Here is a 23,064-nt window from a genome sequence, read left to right on the forward strand (position 1 = left end):
ACGATCGGGCCATGTCCGAGGGCGAGCGAAGTGAGCCACCTGCCGAAGAAGATTCCGTTGACGTCGCCCCCGACGACGACTCGAGCGACGACGACTCCAACGAGGTCGACAAGGACGAATCCGAAAGCGCCGAAGTCTTTTCCCACTACGGCATCGCGTCGGCGGTGCTCGGTGTGCTGTCGGTGGCCGCGGTGGCGCTCGGCTTCATCATCTGGTCCGACCACCGCGACCAGGTCGCCGAGCGCGGCTACCTGAGCCGAGCCATGCAGACGGCCGCGGACTGGGCGAACGTGCTGATCAACATGAACAGCGGCAACGTCGACGCCAGCCTGCAGCGGCTGCACGACGGGACGGTCGGCGAGCTCAACACCGACTTCGACGCCGCCGTGCAGCCCTATAAGGCGGTCGTGGAGAAGCTGCAGTCCAAGAGCGCCGGGCGGATTGAAGCGGTGGCGATCGAAACCATGCACCACGATGTGGACGCCCAGCCGGCGGGCACGAGGCCTCCAAGAGAGATGGTCACCACCAAGCTGCCACCGTTCGCGAGCCGAACCGACTCGGTGATGGTGATCGCCACGTCGGTCAGCGAAAACGTCGGGGCCAAACCGCAAACCGTGCACTGGAGCCTGCGGCTGGACGTCTCCGACGTGGACGGCAAGCAGATGATCTCCGGATTGGCGTCGATCCGATGAGGAATATCTGGCGGTTGTTCGCCTTCGACATCCTGGCCCCCCTGGCCGCGATCGCGGCCCTGCTGGCCATCGGGCTGGTGCTCGGCTGGCCGCTGTGGTGGGTGTCGGCGTGCTCGGTGCTGATCCTGCTGATCGTCGAAGGCGTGGCGATCAACTTCTGGCTGCTGCGCCGCGATTCGGTCAGCGTCGGCACCGACGACGACGCCCCGGGGCTGCGGTTGGCCGTCGTGCTGCTGTGCACGGCGGCGCTGGCCGCGGCCGTGGCGACCGGCTACACGCACTGGACGAGGGCGGACAACGACTTCACCAACGACTCGCGCCAGGTCGTTGCGACCGCCACCGGCATGGCGGAGGCGATGGCGTCGTTCAGCCCCACCGCCCCGACCGGCTCCATCGACCGGGCCACGGCGATGATCGTCCCGGAGCATGCGGCCGCGTTCAAAGAGCAGTACAGCAAGTCCAGCGCCGAGCTGGCCCAGCACAATGTCACGGCGCAGGCCACCACGGTGTCGGCCGGAGTCGAGGCCCTCGGGCCGTCGGCGGCCAGTGTGGCGGTGATCCTGCGGGTCACCCAGAACACCCCGGGACAGCCGCCCAGTCAGGCGGCGCCGGCGCTGCGGGTGACGCTGACCAAACGGGGCAGCGACTGGCTGGTCGCCGACGTGCTTCCGGTCAGGGAGCCCTGATCAGTTGGCTTCGGCGGACCGGGCCGACTTCACCTTGACGAACCGGTCCGACAACCGCCGGATCCGGATCATCAGCGCGGCCGTCGGGCTGGTGCTGCCGTCGAGGTAGCCGTCCAGCTCCTCGGCGGTGACCCCGATGCGGGAGGCGAACTCCTGCGGGGCCAGACCCGACCGATCGATCAGGAGCCGCACGTGGCGCGCCACCTCGGCGCGCTCGTTGGCCTCCAGATGGGTTCGGGCCCGCTCGAGCACCTCCCACAGCGCCTTGGCGATGCCGTACGGCCGGGTGCCTTCGAGGACCTCCTCGACCTGCCGGGCGGTCCGCCCGAACGGGTCGCGCTTCAGCGCGCCTGCGATGCGCTTCCACGTCGCGATGTCACCACCCTGCAGGGCGGACCGGATGGCCGCGGTCGGCCAGAACTCCACCGGCTGGTCGGGGTCCTGGAAGGACCCGGACGGTCCTCCTGACGGTCCATTGCCGCGTGGACGCTGTTCGGGGCCCGGCCGGTGGGGCGGCGGTGCGGGGCGTCGGTCGGGTGCCAACGTCACCTCGCCTCCTCCAGCATCGCTACCGCCACGGCCAGGCAGCGCTGCCTGATTTCCTCCCAGTCCGCGCTAGCGTCGGCTTCCGATCCCTGGTCTCCCGGGTAATCGCAAGGGTCGGGATCTGCGAGTCGACGGACCAACTGGGTGGCAATCCACTGCCGCCTGGATGATTTACAACAGTAGTACCTGTCCATTCCGGCCAGCACCACTGCGGCGGTCTCGGGCTCCAACGAATCGACCATGTCTGCAAAATCGGCATAGTCGCGCCGACTGTTACGGCACATGATCAGGTAGCCCTTGAGCCGCAGGGTTTCGGCGCCGGTCGGGACCAGCAGCCGGTCGCCGGTGGGCAGCTGCACGTTGGCGGTCTCCACGGGGCTGCGCCGCTCGTATCTCGGTCCGTCGCCGCCCGTCACGGTGTGCGTGCCCGTCTCCAGCGCGTCGATCGCGACCGACAGGCGTCCGCGCCACAGCGTCACCGGGTGAACGGGCCGATCCGCCCCGGCGATGGCCTTGGCGATGCCGTTGCGCGAGGTCAGGCCGCCGACCAGCTTCTTGGCCGCCAGGGAGCCGTTGGTGTGGCCGTTGGTGCCGGGCTTCTTGTCGCCGGCGCCCACGCCGACGCTGACTTTCTCCTCGTTGAGGGCCACCTGGTGGGGGATCTGCGCGGGTCCCAGGCCGCGGGTCTGGTCCTCGCCCTGGCCCGGCGACGCCTGCGCGGCGTTGCGGCCACAGCCGGTGAAGGCGAGCGGATCGGTGACGCAGATGGCGTCGGGCGCCAGGTGCTTGAGCTTCGCGGCGGACTTGAGCACCATCCGCAGGTCGGCGTTGGGCGCCACCAGCGCCGAGATGTCGTCGGGAATCACCACCACGTCGCCGAGGTCGACCTCGGGCAGTGGCCGGTCGAAGTCGACCGACGGCAGCACCCGGGACAGCCACGGCGGCAACCACCAGTTCCACTGGGCGAACATCGCCATCAGCGCCGGCACCATCACCAGCCGCACCACGGTGGCGTCCACCGCGATCGCGACCGCACACGCCACGCCGATCTCGGCCACCAGCGGCATGCCGGCGAACGCGAAGCCGACGAACACCGCGATCATGATCAGCGCGGCGCTGGTGATGGTGCGGGCGCTGGTGCTCACGCCGTAGGCCACCGCGTCGCGAGTGTTACCGGAATGCAGGAAGCGCTCCCGGATGCGGGTGAGCAGGAAGATCTCGTAATCCATCGACAACCCGAAGGTCATCGCGAGCACCAGCGGGGGAACGGTGCTGTCGATCGAACTGATCTGGGCGAAGCCGAGATCCTTCAGCCAGCCCCACTGGAACACCATCACCAGGCTGCCGTAGGCGGCGGCGACCGACAGCAACGTCATCAGGACGCCCTTGAGCGCCAGGAAGACCGAGTGGACCGAGACCAGCAGCATCACGAACGCGATCGCCGCGACGATGGCCAGCACCAGTGGCTCGGTCGCCGACACCTGGTCGTCGAAGTCCTTGATCAGTGCGGTCGGGCCGCCGACGTCGACGCGCGCCGTGCCCGCCTCCGGAACCTTGGGCAGCTGCGCGCGCATCCAGCCGACGGTCTCGCGGGCCTTCATGTCCTCGGGGTCCACCGACAGCACCGCGGACAGCAGCGCGCTGCCGTTGTCCTCGGCGAACTGGGGCGGCGACACCGAGACGATGTTGGGTGCCTGCGACATCCGCTGGCGGATCGCACCGACGGTGTGGCTGTGTTCGGGGGAGGCCGCGCCGCCGTCGGGGAAGTTGATCAGCACCCGGATGGGGCCCAGCGCGCCGGGACCGAGGGCCTGGGCCGCGGCGCCCACCCCGGCGCGGATCTCGTGCGACGAATCGAACTGGCGCAGCAGGCTGTTGCCCAGCACCATCGACGCCGCCGGCGCGGCCATCACGAGCAGCACCAGCGATGCCGCCAGCGCGGACACCCAAGGCCGGCGCATCACCCAGCCGATCCAGCGGTTCCAGAACCGGGACTGGGTGCTTTCGGGTCGCCGCGACCAGTGCAGGAAGCCCGACCGTTTGGCGGCCGCACGGCCGAACGTCGCCAGCGCCGCCGGGGTCAGGGTCGTCGAGGTCAGCATGGCCACCGCGACGGCCAGGATGGCGCCGGTGGCCATCGACTTCAGCGCCGGGGTGTTGATCACATAGATCCCGGTGAGGGACGCGATCACCGTCATGCCGGACAGCACCACCGCCAGCCCGGAGGTGGCCATCGCGGCGTCGACGGCTTCGCGGGGCTGGCGCCCGGTGCGCAGCTCCTCCCGGAATCGCATCAGGATGAACAGTGAATAGTCGACGGCCAGCGCGATCCCGAACATGGACACCGTCGAGGTCACGAACACCGACATGGTGGTGTACGCGGACAGCAGATAGACCAGGCCCATGGTGACCACCACCGTGCAGATGCCCAGGGCCAGCGGAATGGCGGCGGCGGCCAGCGAGCCGAACACCGCGAGCAGCACGACCAGGATGACCGGCAGGTTCCACTTCTCGGCGGCGGCGATGTCGTGCTTGGTGTTGGCGGCGGCGGCGGCGGACAGCGCGCCCTGCCCGATGACGTAGAGGCGCACGCGGCCGTTCGCGGTCTGGCCGGGTTGGTCTCCCTTGATGCCGACCTTGGTGCGGAGCTGCTTGGCGACGTCGCTGGTATTGCGGGAGTCCAGCCGCACCGAGAGCACGTACGGCCGGTCGGGCTGCGGCGCGCGCTGGGTGGGGTTGGGGATCTCGGAGGTGCCGGGGATGCCGGTGGCGATCTGCCGCAGCTGCGCGACGGCGTCGTTCATGTCCTGGTAGCTGGCGTCGGGCCGGGGCGCGGCCACCAGCGCCAGCGACGATCCGCCCTGGTCGTGGTAGAGATCCTCGAGCTGGTCGTGCACCGCCAGCGACTGCGATCCGGCCACGTCGAACCCACCGCCGGTCAGGTTGCCCGACTGCGTCAGCGCCAGGTAGACCGCCGGAACCAATGCCAGCAACCAGCCCGTGAAGACCAACCAGCGGTACTTACGCAGGCTGCGGCTGAGGCGCATCATTAACTGCTGGATTTTGTCGCTCCCCGCTTCTCGCTAACGCGTGTTGGCGACGATACCGCAGCAGCCTGTGGATTATGTGGGCTTATCTAGTTCCTGAGCTGCGGTGACGGCGTTGTTGCCAAGACGCTGCGAAGACGTTGTGAACCGGTGACCACGCGGGATTTCGGTCACATATCCCGGCCCGGCCTTCGTTCGAACTGGCAGGGGTGATATCGGCGGTGGCAGGATGTCGGATGGCCCGCGAGGCCCCCGGGGATTGGGGGACGCCTTCGTCGCGTGGGGCCGTTCTTATCGCAGTCGTTTGCGAGGCGCCGATTCGGCGGTCGTCGCAAACTCTTAAGGAGTTGTCCATGACGAAAGCCACCGCTGGACGGGGTCGCAAATTCTTCGCCGGCCTGATCGCCGCCACGGTGCCCGGTGCGGCCGTCGCGGTGCTCGCCGGAGCCCCGGCGACCGGCGCCAACGACCCGTGCGCGGCCAGTGAGGTCGCCCGGACGATCGGCTCGGTCTCCAAGTCGATGGGTGACTACCTGGATTCGCACCCGGAGACCAACCAGACGATGACCTCGATGCTGCAGCAGCAGGCGGGGCCGCAGTCGGTGAACGGGCTGAAGTCCTACTTCGACGCGAACCCCAAGGTCGCCGGCGACATGACGTCGATCGCGCAGCCGCTGACCAACCTGTCGCTGCAGTGCAAGTTGCCGATCTCGATCCCGCAGGCGATGGGGCTGATGCAGCAGGCCCAGGGCGCGGCCGGTGGGCTGCCCGCGCTGCCCGGCAACCCCGCGGGCGCTTCGCCGCTGAGCGGGACCACCGGTGGCGCCCCGGCCGCCGCGCCGCAGCCGGCGCCGCCCGCGGCGACCAACCCGCTGCCGGGCCCGTCGCGCGGCAACACCGTCGGCTAGGCCGACGGTGCCGGCCCGCTGCGGCCGGACTGGCCGTCGGGGTCCGGATCGCGGTCGGGCGGTACCGGCCCCTGCAGCGCGGTCTCGGTCGGGTCGGCCGCGGAGTCGCCCTGCAGCGGCACGATCGGGAGCGGACCCGTGATCGGGTCCTCGTCGGAGTCGGCGATGTTCTCGGTGCGGAACACGAAGAAGAACACCACCCAGCCGATCGCGGAGATGAGCAACCAACTGATCAGCCGGTAGATCAGCATGGCCGAAATCGCGTTGGGCAGCGACATCCCGCTGGACACCAGGCCGGGCACCAGCACCGCCTCGACGATCAACAGGCCGCCGGGCATCAGCGGGATCGTGCCGACCGCGCGGGCGGCCGCATACGCCACCGTCAACCCGGCCACCGAGGCGTGATCCCCGGCGGCATAGGCGGCGAAGCCCAGACACGCGACGTCGGCGATCCAGTTGAACATCGACCAGCCGAACGCCACCCCGAGGTCGCGTCGGCCCAGGCTCACCGATTCCAGCTGCATCAGCGTCTCGCGCCACTTGTCCAGGCCGGTCTCCGCCGGCCTGCCGCGCACCGAGTTGACCCACGCCAGCACCCGGCTGCCGATGCCGTCGATCAGCTCCGGCCGTGACGCGACGGCCTGGGCCAGCAGCAACAGCGCGACGAAGCCGCCGAGGGTGAACAGCAGCGAGAACGGGTTGTTCTTCGCGCCCAGCAGGAAGGCGCCGCCCAGGCCGAGCAAAGCCAATCCCACCGCCTGCAGCACACCCGACATCACCAACTGCCACGACGCCACCACGGCCGAGGCGCCCCACAGCCGCTGCTGCCGGAACAGGAAGGTCGCCGACAGCACGGGCCCGCCGGGCAGCGTGGTGCTCAGCGAGTTGGCGGCATAGAACGCCGCCTCGGAGCGCAACTGCTTGACGTGCACGCCGGCGGACTTCAGCAACGTGCGCTGGATCTGGGCAAAGCTGTGCATCGACGCGGCCGCCGCCGCCACCGATGCGAGCAACCACCACCAGTTCGCCTCGTACAGGCTCATCCAGGCTTTGGCCAGCTGATCCCACCCCAGCGAAACCTCGACGGCAAGCACGATGGCTACCGCGGCGAGAATCACCCAGCGCACCCACCAGTACTTCCCGCGCGGGGCTTCTTCGCGCGGGAAGTCGAGATTGCGGGCGGGTGCGTCGTGCGACACGTGATTTAGGGTAACGGTGCAGGTGGCGCGGCGATCGCTGCGCACCGCCTACCGTGTCTTGGAAGTTCCGGGGTCGTAACCGGATCGTGCCGACGGCGATGGCTCCGGTCGACGCGCCGAACCCCGTGAGACGGCTTCGAGACACGTTTGAGGGTGCGCCGCGGCGGATAGGCTGGCCAAATGTCAGCAAACGCCGACGACGCGTCGGTCGAACCCCTCGTCCGCAAGACCGCCGCCTGGGCCTGGCGCTTGCTCGTCATCCTGATCGCCGTGCTCGCCCTCCTGTGGGTGGTGCAAAAACTCGAAGTCATCGTCGTCCCGGTGCTGGTGGCGCTGCTGCTGAGCGCGTTGCTGGTGCCGGTGGTCGACTGGCTGGACAAGCGGGGCCTGCCTCGCGGCGGCGCGGTGGCGCTGGTGTTGCTGGGTGGCTTCGCGATCCTGGGCGGCATCCTGGCCTTCGTCGTCCTGCAGTTCATCGACGGCCTGCCCGGGCTGACCGAACAGGTGACGCAGAGCATCGAGTCGACGCGCCGCTGGCTGATTCACGGGCCGGCGCACCTGCGCAACGAACAGATCGACAGCGCGGGCAACGCCGCCATCGAGGCGCTGCACAACAATCAGGCGAAGCTGACCAGTGGCGCGATCTCCACCGCGGCCACCGTCACGGAGTTGGTCACCGCGGCGGTGCTGGTGCTGTTCACGCTGATCTTCTTCCTCTACGGCGGGCGCAACATCTGGCAGTACGTCGTGCAGATCATCCCGACGGGCGTCCGCGGCCGGGTGCACGAAGCCGGCAACGCCGGATACGGGTCGCTGATCGGGTACGTGCGGGCCACCTTCCTGGTGGCCCTCACCGACGCGGCCGGGGTCGGCACCGGTTTGGCCATCATGGGTGTCCCGCTCGCGCTGCCGCTGTCATCCGTGGTGTTCCTGGGCGCGTTCATCCCGCTGGTCGGTGCCCTGATCTCGGGCCTGGTGGCCGTGGTGGTCGCGCTGCTGGCCAAGGGCGTCGTGTATGCCCTGATCACGCTGGGCCTGCTGGTCGCGGTCAACCAGATCGAGGCCCATCTGCTGCAACCGCTCGTGATGGGCCGCGCGGTCTCCATTCACCCGCTCGGGGTGGTGCTCGCCATCTCCACCGGCGGCGTGCTCGCCGGGATCGTCGGCGCCCTGCTGGCCGTCCCCACGGTCGCATTCCTCAACAACGCGATCCAGGTGCTGTTGGCGCCCGATCCGGCCGCCGAAGCCGAGAAGCAGACCGAGGAGACGGACGAAAAGAACGCGATCATGCAGGCCGATCCCGACAAACCCGAGGGCGAATCCGGCTGAGGCTCAAGCCTTTTCGCGGCGTTGGGGGACGCCCGGGCGCCTGGTTAGAGCCGTCCCTCGCGGCGCAACAGATCCTGGGCGGACAGGCCGCCGCCGGAACGCCGGCGCTGCCGCGCCGGGTCGCCGTTCTCACCCTGACCGCGCGCGTTCGCCTGGTCGGTGGCCGCGTTGGGGTCGTTGCCGTCCGGGCGCATCTTGGGCAGGGCGGTGGTGGGTTCGGCGGAGTCGCCGTTGTCGTCGGACCGGTTGCCGGGAACCGGGATGGCGCGCGTCTGATCCCCGGAGGGCGGTGCCGCCGGACCCGGCGCCGCGGGCCGCTGCGGAGCCTGCGGCGCGGAATCGGCGGGACGCGGGTCGGCCGGCCGGTCACGGCCGGGCGCGCCCTGGGCGGCGAAGCGCGTGGTCTTGGCTTCGGTCGGCTGGCTGGGCCGGGCCGGGATGCGCGTGGTGCTCGCGGCCGGTTCCTGCGCGGGCCGCGGGTCTGTGGGACCGGGTCGCGCGGGCCGCGACGGCTCCAGCGCTGCGGGGTGCGTCGGGTCGTGCGGGGGCCGCGGCGCCGCCGCGACCAGGCTGGCCGCAACCGGCGGCCGCGCGGGCCGGCCGTTGAGCGTGGGCCGCTTGCGCTCGTCGGGCAGGTCGATCTCGCCGAGGCCGATCTTGTTCTGCAGGCGGCGGGCCCAGCGCGGCGCCCACCAGCAGTCGTCGCCGAGCAGCTTCATCACCGATGGCACCAGGAACATCCGGACGACGGTGGCGTCCAGCAGCAGCGCCGCCATCAGACCGAAAGCCAGATACTTCATCAGCACCAGGTCGGAGAACACGAACGAACCTGCGACCACCGCCAGCACCAGCGCGGCGGCCGTGATCAGGCGTCCGGTGGTCGCCGTCCCGATCCGGATGGCCTCGGCCGTCGACATGCCGCGCTCGCGCGCCTCGACCATGCGCGAGACCAGGAACACCTCGTAGTCGGTGGCCAGACCGAAACCGACCGCGACGACCAGCGCGATGAGCACCACCATCAACGGCGTCGGGGTGAAGTTCAAGACACCCGACAAGTGCCCGTCGACAAAGATCCAGGTCAGGATGCCCAGGGTGGAGCCCAGGGTGAGTGCGCTCATCAGCACCGCCTTGACCGGCAGCACCACCGACCCGAAGGCCAGGAACATCAGCAGCAGGGTGGCGCTGAGCAACAGCACCAGCATCAACGGACCCTTCTCGGCCAGGCTGTGGATGCTGTCCTGCTCCAGCGCCGGCGTGCCGCCGACATAGAGGTTCAGCCCCTTCGGCGGATTCACCGACCGCAGTTCGCTGAGCTTCTTCGCCGCATCGCTCTTGTTGACCAGGCCGTTCTGGATCACCCGCACCGAGCCGTCTTTGGGCACCGTCGTCCCGTTCGGGCCGGCGACGCAGGGGTTGCCGGCGATGGTCGGGCAGGCCCGCTCCTCCCACGTCTTGTCGGTGAAGCCGCCGATCGAGGAGATCCGGTTGCGGATGTCGGCCACCTGCTGGTCGGTCACCTTGCTGCCGTTGGTGCTCTGAATCACCATCGTCAGCTGCTCGGTCCGATAGCCGGGGAATTGCTTGTCGAAGTGTTCCTGCGCCAGGCGCACCGGATTGTCGGGGGGCAGGTACTTCTCGCTCATGCCGCCGAACGACAGGTTGCCCAGCGGGATGACCAGCAGGATCATGCCGACGGCGATCGGGATGGCGAAGGCCAGCGGCTTCTTCATCACCCAGTTGACGAGCTTGCCCCAGAACCCGGCCTCGACCTCTTCGCGGGTCTTCGTCTTCTGTAGCCGGTCGGCCAGCCAGTTCAGGTAGGCGCGCGAATACTTCCAGTTCCGCAGGAACGGCACCCGGAACGCGGTCCGCACGCCTAGCGCGTCGACGTGGCGGCCGAGGATGGCCAGGCACGCCGGCAGGAAGGTGATCGACAGCAACGCGGCAAGTCCGACCGCGGCGAAGATCGCGTAGGTGAGCGAATGCACGAAGCCCTGCGGCAGCACCAGCAGGCTGGCGCTGGACGCGATGATCAGCACCGCGGAGAAGGTCACGGTGCGCCCGGCCGTCATCACGGTTCTTCGCACCGCGGCTTCGGTGTCGTAGCCCTCGGCTATCTCCTCCCGGAACCGGCTCACCACGAAAAGCCCGTAGTCGATGGCGATACCCAGGCCGATCAGCGAGACGACCGGCTGGGCGAAGAAGTGCACCGGACCGAACATGGCGACCAGGCGCAGGATGCCCAGCGAGCCCGCGATGCTCAGGCCACCCACGATGGCCGGTAGGCCGGCGGCGACCGCGCCGCCGAACACCAGGAACAGCACGACCGTCACCAACGGCAGTGCCAGGACCTCCATGCGGCGCTGGTCGGTGGCGATGGTGCCGGTCAGCGCTTCGGCGATCGGCTCTAGACCGGCCAGCTGCACGGTGCCGCCGTCGAGCTTCTGCAGGTCCGGCTGGATGGTCTTGTAGTTGTTGAGGATGCTGTCGTCGTCGTTGCCCTTCAGCGGGATGGACACGAAGGTGTGTTTCTTGTCCTCGCTGACCATCCCCTTGATGACGGGATTGGTGCTGTCCGGTGCCGCCAGCCAGCCGGCCCAGCCGACGACTTGGTCGGAGTGGTCGGTCTTGAACTTGTTGAGCTCGCCGATGATCTTGTCCCGCCACGCCGCATCATCGACGGTTTTTCCGTTGGGGGCGGTGAAGGTGGCCACCACGTGGCTGGTGCGGTCGCGGCCGTAGGTCTGGTCGCCCAGCACCGACGCTTTAACGGATTGGCTGCCGTCGTCGTAGAAGCCGCTCTGTGTAACATGCTTGCCCAGGCTGATTCCGAAGACACCACCCAGCAGACACAGAGCTACCGTGACCCCGATCACGATGTACCGGTATCGGTACACAGTTCGACCCCACCAGGCGAACACGCAAGCTCCTTACTGGATCGTTAACGACCCGCGCATTGGTTTTCCAGTGTCACACACGCGCGGTCAGCAGCGCGGAGAGCGGCCGGAACGGCTGCAGCCACGCACCCTGGTCAGGCAGCGAATCTAGGCCGATCCGCGGCAACGGTTCCCGGAAGACACCAGCGATATCCTCCAGATCAACGAAGTCCAAGGTATCCGACGCTAGCGCCCAACTCGCATGTTCGCGAAATCCGATCACCTGGACGCCGACCCCGCTTCGTGCGATGTCTTCCAGCGGGTGACGAAACGCCTGACCGTCGGCGGACGCCACCACCAGCGCCGCCAACCCCTCGGTGCGCCTTAATTCGATGTGGGCCAGCATGTCGCGGTCGACGTCGCTGTCCTCGTCGATCTTCGGCTTGGCGAAGACCGCGAATCCCACGTTACGAAGCGCGTCCACCCACGGCCGGACGACGTCGGCGCTGCCCGGCGCGATGTTGGTGAACACCGTGGCCTCGGGTTCCACCACGACGCCGGGGCGGCCGGCGCTGACCTCGGCCGTGCGCGCCAGCAACCAGCGGCCCAGGGCGTCGAAGCGCGGGCGTTCCAGGGCTGTCGGGCGCCGGCCCAGGATGGAGCCCAGCCCCATATCCAGGTTCGGGGCGTCCCACACCAACAGCACGCGTCCACCCGGCGGAGAGAAGCCGCCCAGTTCTTCGCCGGTCAGCACCGCCGGCGGCGCGACGGGTTGGGCTCCCGCCGCGGTCTCTTCGGTCAGGCTCATACTCATCGCCTACTCATCGTCTAAGCCAAATGAATTCGGTGACGGCACTGCCCGCTTCTTGAGCCTTCGTCTCGTACTTGGTGGTCGGGCGCGCGACCGAGATCGGCAGCGCACTGTCGGGAGTGACCGGGTGCAGCCGGGGTTCGCCCGCGCCGACCTCGGCGATGTGCTCGGCGTAGCCGGCGTGGTCCGTCGCAACGTGCAGGACACCACCTGGGAGTAGCCGGTCGGCTAGCAAGCCAATCGTGCCCGGCTGCAGGAAACGGCGTTTGTGGTGCCGCGCCTTCGGCCACGGATCGGGGAAGAAGACGCGTACGCCGGTCAACGAACCGGGCGCGATGAGGCGTTGCAGCACATCGAGGGCGTTGCCGCGGATCAGCCGGATGTTGCTGACCTTGTCGCGGTCGATCGCGCACAAGAGCTGCGCCAGTCCGCGCCGGTAGATCTCCACCGCCACCACATCGATATCGGGTTCATCCTTGGCCATCGCCAGCGTGGATATGCCACTGCCGCAACCGATTTCGAGAACCACCGGTGCCTGCCGCCCGAACCAGGCGCGGGTATCCAGCGTGGGTTCGGAGCTGTCGGGTTCCTCGGTTGCGGCGCCCACCGACAAGCCGAGCTCGGGCCAGCGCCGTTCCCAGGTCTGGCGCTGGGCATCGGACAGGGTCGATCGTCGCGATCGGAACGCCGTAGCCGGGAGGTAGCGCTGGTCGGGGCGGTCCGGACCCCCTGTCGGCGTGTCGGCAGACATCGCCACCCCGCGCTGCGCATGCATTTGTCCATGGTGGCCTATAAACCTCGGATGTAGCCGCCCCTGGTCCGGATTGATACCCAACAGTTGCCTCCACCTGGTAACTCATTAACGGTGGCTCGCTTCTTGGTGACGTGGGTGCCACCATTCGGTGGGACCGCTCGGGCCCGGCGCTGCCTCCGGTAGCGGCGACGCCGGCCGGGCATGGGGTCATCCAGACCGAACAGGCGGGATATGAGGGGACAAGGACACCAGAGTTTCGTCGACGAGCTGGCGCGCTTCGCGGGCGGCCAGGTCGACGCGCGCCTGACGGCGATCGCGCAGCGGTCCGCCGCGCCCCTGCGTGTGGTGGTGCGCGGCCGCCGGGGGGTCGGCTGCCGCACCGTGCGCCGCGCCCTGGACGGCGCGGGACGCGCGGCGGGCATCGAGGTCGACACCCCGGCGACCGTGCGCGATGTCGAGGCGGTGGTCTACGTGATCACCGAGGTGGTCAAGCCCGAGGACACCCGGGCCATCGCGACGGCCGGGCACCCGGTGTTGGCCGTGCTGAACAAGGCCGACCTGGCGGGCTCGCTGTCCGGGCGGGGGGGCGACGGCCCGATCGCGGCGGCGCGCGCCAGGAGCGCGGAGCTCTCGGCGCTGATCGGCGTGCCCATGGAACCGATGACGGGTCTGCTCGCGGTCGCTGCGCTCGACGACCTGGACAGCGCCCAGTGGACGGCGCTGGCCGCGCTGGCCGCTCACCCCGGCACCGCGTGCTTCGACGGCTCCTTCGCCGCGTTCCTGACCGCCGACGCCCCGGTGCCGACCGAGGTGCGGCAGCGTCTGCTCGACACCCTCGACCTGTTCGGCACCGCGCTGGCGGTCGCCGCGTTCCGGCAGGGCCGGACCCCGGCCCAGGTGCTGACCCTGCTACACCGGATGAGCGGCGTCGATGCCGTCCTGGCCCAAATCGGCGCGCTGGGCGCCGAGGCGCGCTATCAGCGGGTGCTGGCCGCCGTCGCCGAACTCGAGGCGCTGGCCGCCGGGGGCGGCACGCTCGCCGAGCGCATCAGCGCGTTCCTGTCCCGCGACGACACCGTCGTCGCACGCATGGCGGCCGCCGTGGACCTGGCCGAGGCCGCCGGGCTGGAGCCGGGCGACCCGCAGCACCGCGACCCGTCCGCGCACCTGCCGCGGGCGGTGCGGTGGCAGCGCTACAGCCGCGCGTCGGCCAGCGAACTGCACCGCGCCTGCGGCGCCGACATCGCCCGCGGATCGCTGCGGCTGTGGTCCCAGGCCTGCGGCTCGCTGCCGGGGGAGTTCTGGTGAGCCGCGGGACGAGCGACGATCCCGTCGCCGCGGTGGACGCGCTGGTGGCGGCCGCGGGGCCGGGGCTGGATCCGCCGGCGATTCAGCGCTGCGACGCGGTGCTGGTGACCGGTCCGTGGATGGCCGGGGTCACCGCGGTGGCCGACGCCCTGCGGAAGCGGCTGCCGCAGCACAGATTCGTGGAGTCGACGGACCTGGCGCCCGGCGAGGTGCCGATGCTCGTGGTGTTCGTCGTGTCGGCGGCGGCCAACCTGACGCCGTCGGACTGCGCCCTGCTGGACGCCGCGACCGAGCACACCGATGCGGTCGTCGGCGTGGTGTCCAAGATCGACGTGCATCTCAACTGGCGCGACATCGTCGCCGCCAACTGCGACTCGCTGGGCGCGCACGCCGCCCGCTACGGCCGGGCGCCCTGGGTGGGTGTGGCGGCGCTGCCCGACCTGGGCGAGCCCGACGTCGACGAGCTGGTCCACGCCGTCTCGGCGCAACTCGACGACCCCGACCTCGCCCGGCGAAACAGGTTGCGGGCGTGGGAATCTCGGCTGCAGACGGTGGCGCGGCGGTTTGACCGCGAGGTCGAGGGGCCGGGCCGGCGAGCCCGTGTCGAGGCGCTGCGCGAGGAGCGCAGCACCGCGTTGCAGCAGCGGCGTCAGGCGAAAAGCGAGCGCACGATCACGCTGCGCAGTCAGATCCAGCAGGCTCGGGTCGCGCTGTCCCACTCGGCACGCAACCGATGCGCGGGCGTGCGCACCGAACTGCAGGAGTACGCGGCGGGTTTGTCGCGGCGCAACATGGCCGGCTTCGAGGCGGTCACCCGCGACCAGCTGGACGGGGTGGTCGCCGAGGTCAGCGAAAGCACCGATGCGCAACTGGCCGAGGTGGCGCAGGCGATGGATGTGCCGATGGAGCTGCCGCCGGTCGAGCAGCTGCCGACGGTAGACGTCTCGCCGCCGCCGCTGAAATCGCGGCGCCAGGAGATCTGGCTGATGATCCTGCTGGGCGTCGGGTTCGGCCTGGGGGTGGCGCTGACGCTGAGCCGGCTGATGAGCGGTTTGGCCTCGCGGCTGAATCCCGCGCTGGCCGTCGTCGCGGCACTGGCATGCGTGGCGATCTCTTTGGCACTCACCTTCATGGTGATCAACATCCGCGCGCTGCTGCACGACCGGGCGCTGCTGGATCGCTGGGCGGCCGACGTCACGGCCTCGCTGCAGTCGGTCGCAGAGGAGCTGGTCGCCACCCGGGTGCTGGTCGCCGAGTCGGTGTTGAGCAAGGCGCTGCTGGCCCAGGACGAGGCCGAGAACGCGGAAGTGGCCGCTTCGGTGGGCGTCATCGACACCGAACTGCGCGAGCACGCCCTGGCCGCCGCGCGGGCCTCGGCCGCGCGCGATCGGGAGATGCCCGCGGTGACGGCGGCCCTGGCCGTCGTGCGTGCAGAACTGGGAGAACCGGGTATACGAGAAGACGAAAGTCACTCCGAAGCCGCCGGCGGTGACGAGACCGAAAAACCCGCTTCGAGGAGCGAAGATGGCGACCCGTCGGGATCTTCTGAATCGTTGTTGTGAGAAGGCTTATACCTGCCCGAGACTTCCCCGACAAGATCCTCAAGATAACCTGTAGTTAACGCCACCAATTCCTTAATTGTGTGGGCGAGAGCATAGCGAGCAACACCAGCCCGATACGCAGAAGAATCCAGGAGAGTTCGATGACCTCAGCGACCATTCCCGGTTTGGATACAGCACCCACGAACCACCAGGGCCTGCTGTCATGGGTGCAGGAGGTCGCCGAACTCACCCAGCCCGACCGGGTGATCTTCGCTGACGGCTCCGACGAGGAGTTCAACCGCCTGGCCGCCCAGCTGGTCGAGGCCGGCACGTTGAAGAAGCTCAACGAGAAGAAGCACCCGAACTCGTACCTGGCGCTGTCGGACCCGTCCGACGTGGCGCGCGTGGAGTCCCGGACCTTCATCTGCACCGAGAAGCAGGACGGTGCCGGACCGACCAACAACTGGATGGACCCGTCCGAGATGCGGTCCACCATGACCGACCTGTACCGCGGTTGTATGCGCGGCCGCACCATGTGGGTGGTGCCGTTCTGCATGGGACCCCTCGGCGCCGACGACCCGAAGCTGGGCGTGGAGATCACCGACTCCGAGTACGTCGTCATCTCGATGAAGGTGATGACCCGGATGGGCAAGGCCGCCCTGGAAAAGATGGGCGACGACGGGTTCTTCGTCAAGGCGCTGCACTCGGTCGGCGCGCCGCTGGAGCCGGGCCAAAAGGACGTGCCGTGGCCGTGCAACGACACCAAGTACATCACCCACTTCCCGGAGACCCGCGAAATCATGAGCTACGGCTCGGGCTACGGCGGTAACGCGCTGCTGGGTAAGAAGTGCTACTCGCTGCGCATCGCCTCGGCGATGGCCCACGACGAGGGCTGGCTCGCCGAGCACATGCTGATCCTCAAGCTCATCTCCCCGGAGAACAAGGCTTACTACTTCGCTGCCGCGTTCCCGTCGGCGTGCGGCAAGACCAACCTCGCCATGCTGCAGCCGACCATCCCGGGCTGGCGCGCCGAGACGCTCGGTGACGACATCGCCTGGATGCGGTTCGGCAAGGACGGTCGCCTGTACGCGGTCAACCCCGAGTTCGGTTTCTTCGGCGTCGCGCCGGGCACCAACTGGAAGTCCAACCCCAACGCCATGCGCACCATCGAGGCCGGCAACACCGTCTTCACCAACGTGGCGCTCACCGACGACAACGACGTGTGGTGGGAAGGCCTGGAGGGCGAACCGGAGCACCTGACCGACTGGAAGGGCCGCGACTGGACGCCCGATTCCGGCGAGAAGGCCGCGCATCCCAACTCGCGCTACTGCACCCCGATGTCGCAGTGCCCGATCCTGGCGCCGGAGTGGGACGACCCGCAGGGCGTGCCGATCTCGGGCATCCTGTTCGGCGCCCGCCGCAAGACCACGGTGCCGCTGGTGACGCAGGCCCGCGACTGGCAGCACGGCGTGTTCATGGGAGCCACCATGGGCAGCGAGCAGACCGCCGCCGCCGAGGGCAAGGTCGGCACCGTGCGCCGCGACCCGATGGCCATGCTGCCGTTCCTGGGCTACCACGTCGGTGACTACTTCCAGCACTGGATCGACCTGGGCAAGAACTCCGACGAGTCGAAGATGCCGAAGGTGTTCTTCGTCAACTGGTTCCGTCGCGACGAAGACGGTGGCTTCCTGTGGCCGGGCTTCGGCGAGAACAGCCGGGTGCTCAAGTGGATCGTGGACCGCATCGAGCACCAGGCCGGCGGCCAGGACACCCCGATCGGCATCGTGCCGACCGCCGACGACTTGGACCTGGACGGCCTGGACGTCGATGACGGCGACGTGGCGAAGGCGCTCGCGGTCAACCCCGCCGAGTGGCGCGAGGAACTGCCCCTGATCGAGGAGTGGTTCGATTTCGTCGGCGACAAGCTGCCCACCGGTGTCCGCGACGAGTTCGAGGCGCTCAAGCAGCGACTGTCCGAAGCGGGCTGAGCCCGCTTGCGGGCGGTGAGGTAGACCTCAGCCGCTAATCGCCTGCCGCCGTAGTGCTCTCGGCAGGTACATTGCTCCCGCTCCGGCACTGGCCGCAAGGTCGCCCGGATTGGAGATGGCGCAGCGCTTCAGCGACAGGCAACCGCAGCCGATGCACGAGTCCAGGTTGTCGCGCAGCGCGATCAACCCGGCGATCTGATCGTCGAGGCGCGCACGCCAGGTTTTGGACAGTCGGCTCCAGTCGGCGCGGCTCGGGGTGCGGCCGTCCGGAAGTGTGGCGAGCGCGTCGGCGATCTCATCCAGGCTCAGGCCGACGTTGCGGGCGGCCTTGATGAAGGCCAGGCGTCGCAGCATCTGCCGCTCGAAGCGGCGCTGGCCACCGGCGGTTCGGGTCGCCGTGATCAGGCCCTGCCCCTCATAGAATCGGATCGCCGATGCCGCGAAGCCGCTGCGCTTCGCTATCTCACTGACGGTGAACAAGTCTCGCTTATCCATTGTGGCCTTCTCGAATTCGGGACTTGACTTAAAGTTTACTTCAACTATCAGTATGGGGAGATGACTCAATCCAAACAGCAATCTGTCGCGATTGTCACCGGCGCCTCGCGCGGCTTCGGAAGTGCGGTTACCGCCGCCCTGCTCGGCCGCGGTTGGACCGTCGTCGGCGATGCTCGACGCGCCTCTGAACTGGAATCAACTGTCCGAAAACTGAATTCAATAAACTTCATCGCGGTGCCCGGTGACGTCACCGACGCGTCACACCGTGCCGAATTGGTCGCGGCAGCACGCGATGTCGGGCCACTTGGCCTCCTGGTGAACAACGCCAGCCGACTGGGGCCCAGCCCGCAACCGGTAATCGCCGACTACCCGGCGAGCGAGTTGTGGACGGTATACCAGACGAACCTGTTCGCGCCGCTGGCCCTGATCCAGGCGGCACTGCCGGCGCTCGCCGACAACGCCGGCGTCATCGTCAACCTGACCTCCGACGCCGCCGTCGAACCGTATCCCGGCTGGGGCGGCTATGGCTCGTCGAAGGCCGCACTCGACCAGCTATCGGCCGTCCTCGCCGCCGAGGTGCCCGCCGTCGCGGTGTACGCCTTCGACCCCGGTGACATGCGCACCGAGATGCATCAGGCGGCGTTTCCCGGCGAGGACATCTCCGATCGCGCCGAGCCGGAGTCCGTTGTGCCGGCGCTGCTGCGCCTGCTGGACACCCGGCCGGCTCCTGGCCGCTACCGAGCCGCCGAACTGTCGTTATCCGGAGCGCCGCGATGACTCTGGCGGCTCCGCACACCCGCTTCCACCGCGCTCCGGGCTCCGATGCCATCGAGCCTCCCGAAGCGCACGGCATCGCCCGCGATGCCGTCAAACTGCTGGTCGCTCGTCCGGACGGCGTCAGCCACGCCCGCTTCGCCGACCTCGGCAGTCACCTCTGTCCGGGCGACCTGCTGGTGGTGAACAACTCCGCCACCATGCCCGCCGCGGTGGACGGCCGCCGCGACGGGCGGCCCATCGCAGTGCACTTCTCGACCCGGCGAGCCGACAGGAGCTGGGTGGTGGAACTGCGGCCCGCGGGAGACGCGACCGGACACCTGCCGGACGTCCGGCCGGGCGAGCGTATCGACCTGCCCGGCGGAGCGGCGCTCGTCATCGTGTCGTCCTATCCGGAAGCCGGAGCCGTGGGCGCGCGGCTGTGGACCGCGCGGCTGATTCTCGAGGGTGACGTCGTGTCGTACCTGGGCCGGCACGGGCGGCCGATTCGGTATTCGTACGTGCCGCGACACTGGCCGCTGCGCTACTACCAGACGGTGTTCGCCAGACAACCCGGTAGCGCGGAAATGCCCAGCGCGGCACGTCCTTTCAGCACAGAACTGGTCACCGACCTGGTGGCCGCCGGCATCGCGATCGCGCCGATCACGCTGCACGCGGGGGTGTCGTCGGCCGAAGCCGGCGAGCCGCCGACGCCCGAGCCCTTCGCCGTGCCGGCTGCCACCGCGCGGATGGTCAACTCGGCGCGTGCGGCCGGGAGCAGGGTGATCGCCGTCGGCACCACGGTGACCCGAGCTCTGGAATCGGCCGCCACCGCCGGCGGCGTAGTCCGGGCGGTCACCGGCTGGACGGATCTGGTGCTTGGGCCCGACCGGCCGTGCCGCGTGGTCGGCGGCCTGGTCACCGGATGGCACGACGCGGGTGCCTCGCACCTGTTGTTGCTGGAGGCGGTCGCCGGTCCCGAGCTGGTCGCCACGGCGTATCGCGAGGCGGTGCACCACGGCTACCTGTGGCATGAATTCGGCGACAGCGCCCTGCTGCTGCCCGCCCTGACGACCACTTAACACCCGTCAAGTTTGGCGGCGGTACAGTCTGCGCATGCAGATCCGCCCGTATATCGGCGCCGACAAAGCTGCTGTCATCCTGTACCCGTCCGGAACGGTCGTCACCTTCGACGACCTCGAGGCCCGTGCCAATCGACTGGCGCACCGGTTCCGCGAGGCGGGTCTGCGCGAGGGCGACACCGTCGCCATCCTGATGGAGAACAACGAGCACATCCACGCGGTGATGTGGGCGGCTCGTCGCAGCGGTTTGTACTACGTGCCGATCAACACCCACCTGACCGCGGCAGAGGCGGCCTACATCATCGACAACAGCAGCGCGAAGGCCATCATCGGGTCGGCGGCGCTGCGCGACACCCTCGCCGGCCTGGCCGAGCAACTGCCGGGCGGGCTGCCGGAGCTGCTGCTGATCGCCGACGGTGACCTGCCCGGCTGGGAGCGCTATCCGGAATGCGTTGCGGGCCAGCCCGACACCCCGATCGACGACGAGATCGAGGGCGACCTGCTGCAGTACTCGTCGGGCACCACCGGCCGGCCCAAGGGCATCAAGCGCGAATTGCCGCACGTGCCACCGGCCGAGGCGCCGGGCATGATGTCCGCACTGGTCGGTTTCTGGATGACGCCCGACTCGATCTACCTGAGCCCGGCTCCGCTGTACCACACGGCGCCATCGGTGTGGTCGATGAGCGCGCAGGCCGGCGGCATCACCACCGTGGTGATGGAGAAGTTCGACGCCGAAGGCTGCCTGGACGCCATCCAGCGATACCGCGTCACACACGGCCAGTTCGTCCCGGCAATGTTCACGCGCATGCTGAAACTGCCTGAGCGGGTTCGTCATTCGTACGACCTGGCCGGCCTGCAGCGGGTGATGCACGCCGCGGCTCCGTGCCCGGTGGAGATCAAGAAGCAGATGATCGACTGGTGGGGACCGATCATCGACGAGTACTACGCGTCCTCGGAAGCGCACGGGTCGACGCTGATCACCGCCGAAGAGTGGCTGGCGCATCCGGGTTCGGTCGGCAAGCCCATGGGGGGCGCCGTGCACATCCTCGACGAGCACGGCGACGAGCTCCCGCCCGGGCAGGCCGGCGAGATCTACTTCGAGGGCGGCTATTCCTTCGAATACCTCAACGACCCAACGAAAACCGCCTCATCGCGCGACAAGCACGGCTGGGCCACCGTCGGGGACATCGGCTACCTCGACGAGGAGGGCTACCTGTACCTGACCGACCGGCGCCACCACATGATCATCTCCGGCGGGGTGAACATCTACCCGCAGGAGGCCGAGAACCTTCTGGTCACCCACCCGAAGGTGCTCGACGCCGCGGTGTTCGGGGTGCCCGACGACGAGATGGGTCAGCGTGTCGTGGCGGCCGTGCAGACCGTCGACCCGGCCGACGCCACCGACGAATTCGCCGACGAGCTGACGGCATGGTTGCGAGATCGGTTGGCGCACTACAAGTGCCCCCGATCGATCGCCTTCGAAGCGCAGCTGCCGCGCACCGACACCGGCAAGCTCTACAAGAATGGGCTGATCGAGAAATACTCGGTGTGACCGATGCTCCGGGTGGTCGACCTGTCGAGCGCGCCGCAGGACTGCCCGGCGTCGCCGCCCGGGGTGATCGTCGCCGTCGGCTCGGCCGCCGACATCGCCGAAGCCGGATCCTGGCTTGACGCAGCAACTTTCACGCTGACCGAGGAACCGTGCGCCGACCGGCGGGTGGTCACCGTCGATTCGGTGACCGCGACGGTGGACGAGTTGACGGCCAGGTGCCGGCGCTGGCCGCACGCCAGCGGGATCTGCGACGACGTGTTGCGCGGGGTGGATCCGCGCGGACCGACGCTGTCCGGGGTGGTGACGGAGTCGTTGGCGTACTCGACCCTGCAGGCCGGCCCGGAGTTCGCGCAATGGTTGCGCGAGCGCGGTCCGGTCCGCATGCCCGAGATCCCTGACCCGGTGCGGGCGACGCGCGACGGTGACGTCGTGCGGATCGCGTTCAACCGGCCGCAACGGCACAACGCGTTCTCCACCGATGCCCGCGCCGCCCTGTTGGAAGCGCTGACGGTGGCGCAGCTGGATCCCTCGGTCACCGGCATCGTGTTGAGCGGCAACGGCCCGTCGTTCTGCAGCGGCGGTGACCTGGCTGAATTCGGCACCTTCGCCGACCCGGCGAGTGCGCACCTGGCCCGCACCCGCTACAGCCCCGCCCTGGCGCTCGATGGGCTGGCCGCCCGGCTCGGCCGCGCGTGCCGGGCCGAGGTGCACGGCCGGGTGCTGGGCAGCGGACTGGAGATGGCGGCGTTCTGCGGATGGGTCAGCGCCCGCGACGACGCGGTGTTCGGGCTACCCGAGCTGGCGTTGGGGCTGTTGCCCGGGGCCGGTGGCACCGTCAGCGTGACACGACGGATAGGCCGTTGGCGCACAGCGTATCTCGTGTTGTCCGGCCGCACCGTCGATGCGGCGACTGCGACGGCCTGGGGGCTGGTCGACGAGACCTGGGATCAGAAGCCCGGATAGGTGGTGGTGGTCGTGGACGGGATGGACGACACGATCGCCGCGAACATGGCGAACCACAGCACGACGCCGATCACCGCGACGGCGGCACCCACGACCGCACTGATGATGGCCCACTTCTTGGCGTTGTTGGACGCCTCGTGCGCCTCGGCGTAGCGTCCCTGAGCCCACAGGCTGGAGACCTTGGTGGAGTACACAATCGACACGATCCCCAATGGCAGGCAGCACAGCACCGTGCACAGGATCGCCCAGACCAGATAGTTCTCGGGCTCCTGCCAGCCTGGCTGGGGCGCCGGCCAGCCCGCGGGTGGGGGCTGGCCCTGCCACCCCGGTGGCTGGTGAGGCTGCCATCCGGCGGGGTGCTGGCCCTGCCATTCCGGTTGCTGGCCTTGCCATTCCGGCTGCTGCGCCGGCCATTCTGGCGAACCTCCGGGCGGCACGGGGGGATAACTCATGGCTGCTGCCTTTCCCTTTGGTTCAGAGTCAGGTAAATATACTCCCAAACTTTGTTCTCGGGCCGTGAGATTGGTGAGCCGG

At 69.0% G+C, this 23,064-nt stretch carries 19 protein-coding genes; 11 read left to right on the plus strand and 8 right to left on the minus strand.

Annotated features, from left to right (window positions below; all coding sequences use genetic code 11):
- Positions 1-11: 11 nt before the first annotated feature.
- Entirely contained in the window at positions 12-692 is a 681-nt protein-coding gene (locus A5708_RS12165; RefSeq protein WP_065028878.1) for a hypothetical protein, read from the plus strand.
- A complete protein-coding gene (locus A5708_RS12170; protein ID WP_065028879.1) occupies positions 689-1,378 on the plus strand; it encodes a hypothetical protein in 690 nt (229 codons plus the stop codon). The genes A5708_RS12165 and A5708_RS12170 overlap by 4 nt, the downstream gene beginning before the upstream one ends.
- Here the strand turns inward: A5708_RS12170 and A5708_RS12175 are convergent, their stop codons facing one another.
- Together A5708_RS12175 and A5708_RS12180 are read right to left on the minus strand one after the other, a co-directional pair.
- Positions 1,379-1,927: a hypothetical protein gene (locus tag A5708_RS12175; RefSeq protein WP_065028880.1), complete on the minus strand. Its 549-nt coding sequence runs from the start codon at positions 1,925-1,927 to the stop codon at positions 1,379-1,381.
- Positions 1,924-4,974 (minus strand): MMPL family transporter, encoded by a 3,051-nt coding sequence (locus A5708_RS12180; protein WP_065028881.1) that lies wholly within the window; start codon positions 4,972-4,974, stop codon positions 1,924-1,926. Before A5708_RS12180 ends, A5708_RS12175 begins: the two co-directional genes overlap by 4 nt.
- Before the next feature lie 350 nt (positions 4,975-5,324).
- Between A5708_RS12180 and A5708_RS12185 the strand changes: the two genes are divergently transcribed.
- Positions 5,325-5,879 (plus strand): hemophore, encoded by a 555-nt coding sequence (locus tag A5708_RS12185; RefSeq protein WP_065028882.1) that lies wholly within the window; start codon positions 5,325-5,327, stop codon positions 5,877-5,879.
- On the opposite strand, the gene A5708_RS12190 is transcribed toward A5708_RS12185, so the two are convergent.
- Positions 5,876-7,078, minus strand: coding sequence for a lysylphosphatidylglycerol synthase transmembrane domain-containing protein (locus tag A5708_RS12190; RefSeq protein WP_065028883.1), 1,203 nt, complete (start codon positions 7,076-7,078; stop codon positions 5,876-5,878). The genes A5708_RS12185 and A5708_RS12190 overlap by 4 nt on opposite strands.
- 180 nt (positions 7,079-7,258) lie before the next feature.
- Here A5708_RS12190 and A5708_RS12195 point away from each other — a divergent pair, with 180 nt between their 5' ends.
- On the plus strand, positions 7,259-8,407 hold the full coding sequence (locus tag A5708_RS12195; protein WP_065028884.1) for an AI-2E family transporter: 1,149 nt from the start codon (positions 7,259-7,261) through the stop codon (positions 8,405-8,407).
- 44 nt (positions 8,408-8,451) lie between these two features.
- Here the strand turns inward: A5708_RS12195 and A5708_RS12200 are convergent, their stop codons facing one another.
- From A5708_RS12200 to trmB, 3 genes are read right to left on the minus strand one after another with little or no spacing between them, the layout of a single operon-like run.
- Positions 8,452-11,328 carry an MMPL family transporter gene (locus tag A5708_RS12200; RefSeq protein ID WP_065028885.1) on the minus strand — a complete coding sequence of 959 codons (2,877 nt, stop codon included), beginning with the start codon at positions 11,326-11,328 and terminating at the stop codon, positions 8,452-8,454.
- 49 nt (positions 11,329-11,377) lie between these two features.
- A complete protein-coding gene (locus A5708_RS12205) occupies positions 11,378-12,091 on the minus strand; it encodes an NYN domain-containing protein (protein WP_065028886.1) in 714 nt (237 codons plus the stop codon).
- A 13-nt stretch (positions 12,092-12,104) separates the two neighbouring features.
- Positions 12,105-12,887 carry a tRNA (guanosine(46)-N7)-methyltransferase TrmB gene (gene trmB, locus A5708_RS12210; RefSeq protein WP_196772615.1) on the minus strand — a complete coding sequence of 261 codons (783 nt, stop codon included), beginning with the start codon at positions 12,885-12,887 and terminating at the stop codon, positions 12,105-12,107.
- 192 nt (positions 12,888-13,079) lie between these two features.
- Here trmB and A5708_RS12215 point away from each other — a divergent pair, with 192 nt between their 5' ends.
- The 3 genes from A5708_RS12215 to A5708_RS12225 all read left to right on the plus strand — a co-directional run bounded on the left by A5708_RS12215 (position 13,080) and on the right by A5708_RS12225 (position 17,685).
- A complete protein-coding gene (locus tag A5708_RS12215; RefSeq protein ID WP_065028888.1) occupies positions 13,080-14,156 on the plus strand; it encodes a hypothetical protein in 1,077 nt (358 codons plus the stop codon).
- Positions 14,153-15,718 carry a hypothetical protein gene (locus tag A5708_RS12220; RefSeq protein WP_196772614.1) on the plus strand — a complete coding sequence of 522 codons (1,566 nt, stop codon included), beginning with the start codon at positions 14,153-14,155 and terminating at the stop codon, positions 15,716-15,718. The genes A5708_RS12215 and A5708_RS12220 overlap by 4 nt, the downstream gene beginning before the upstream one ends.
- Positions 15,719-15,858: 140 nt before the next feature.
- Complete coding sequence (locus tag A5708_RS12225) at positions 15,859-17,685, plus strand: phosphoenolpyruvate carboxykinase (GTP) (protein WP_065028890.1); 1,827 nt, start codon at positions 15,859-15,861, stop codon at positions 17,683-17,685.
- Positions 17,686-17,712: 27 nt separating this feature from the next.
- Here A5708_RS12225 and soxR read toward each other — a convergent pair whose 3' ends face one another.
- Positions 17,713-18,180, minus strand: coding sequence for a redox-sensitive transcriptional activator SoxR (gene soxR, locus A5708_RS12230; protein ID WP_065028891.1), 468 nt, complete (start codon positions 18,178-18,180; stop codon positions 17,713-17,715).
- Between the two features lie 60 nt (positions 18,181-18,240).
- Between soxR and A5708_RS12235 the strand changes: the two genes are divergently transcribed.
- Genes A5708_RS12235 through A5708_RS12250 form a run of 4 tightly spaced genes read left to right on the plus strand, consistent with a single transcriptional unit; the run spans position 18,241 to position 22,530 of the window.
- Positions 18,241-18,957, plus strand: a complete 717-nt coding sequence (locus A5708_RS12235; RefSeq protein ID WP_065028892.1) for an SDR family NAD(P)-dependent oxidoreductase — start codon at positions 18,241-18,243, stop codon at positions 18,955-18,957.
- Positions 18,954-20,015 carry an S-adenosylmethionine:tRNA ribosyltransferase-isomerase gene (locus A5708_RS12240; RefSeq protein WP_065028893.1) on the plus strand — a complete coding sequence of 354 codons (1,062 nt, stop codon included), beginning with the start codon at positions 18,954-18,956 and terminating at the stop codon, positions 20,013-20,015. Before A5708_RS12235 ends, A5708_RS12240 begins: the two co-directional genes overlap by 4 nt.
- Before the next feature lie 34 nt (positions 20,016-20,049).
- Positions 20,050-21,567 carry a fatty-acid--CoA ligase FadD4 gene (gene fadD4, locus A5708_RS12245; RefSeq protein WP_065028894.1) on the plus strand — a complete coding sequence of 506 codons (1,518 nt, stop codon included), beginning with the start codon at positions 20,050-20,052 and terminating at the stop codon, positions 21,565-21,567.
- Between the two features lie 3 nt (positions 21,568-21,570).
- The gene (locus tag A5708_RS12250) at positions 21,571-22,530 is read left to right on the plus strand and encodes an enoyl-CoA hydratase/isomerase family protein (RefSeq protein ID WP_065028895.1); all 960 of its coding nucleotides are present in this window, start codon (positions 21,571-21,573) and stop codon (positions 22,528-22,530) included.
- On the opposite strand, the gene A5708_RS12255 is transcribed toward A5708_RS12250, so the two are convergent.
- Positions 22,515-22,982 (minus strand): CD225/dispanin family protein, encoded by a 468-nt coding sequence (locus A5708_RS12255; RefSeq protein ID WP_065028896.1) that lies wholly within the window; start codon positions 22,980-22,982, stop codon positions 22,515-22,517. The two genes, A5708_RS12250 and A5708_RS12255, sit on opposite strands and share 16 nt — an antisense overlap.
- Positions 22,983-23,064 lie beyond the last annotated feature (82 nt).

Origin of the sequence: Mycobacterium colombiense, assembly GCF_001672755.1 — a bacterium.
GTDB lineage: Bacteria > Actinomycetota > Actinomycetes > Mycobacteriales > Mycobacteriaceae > Mycobacterium > Mycobacterium colombiense_C.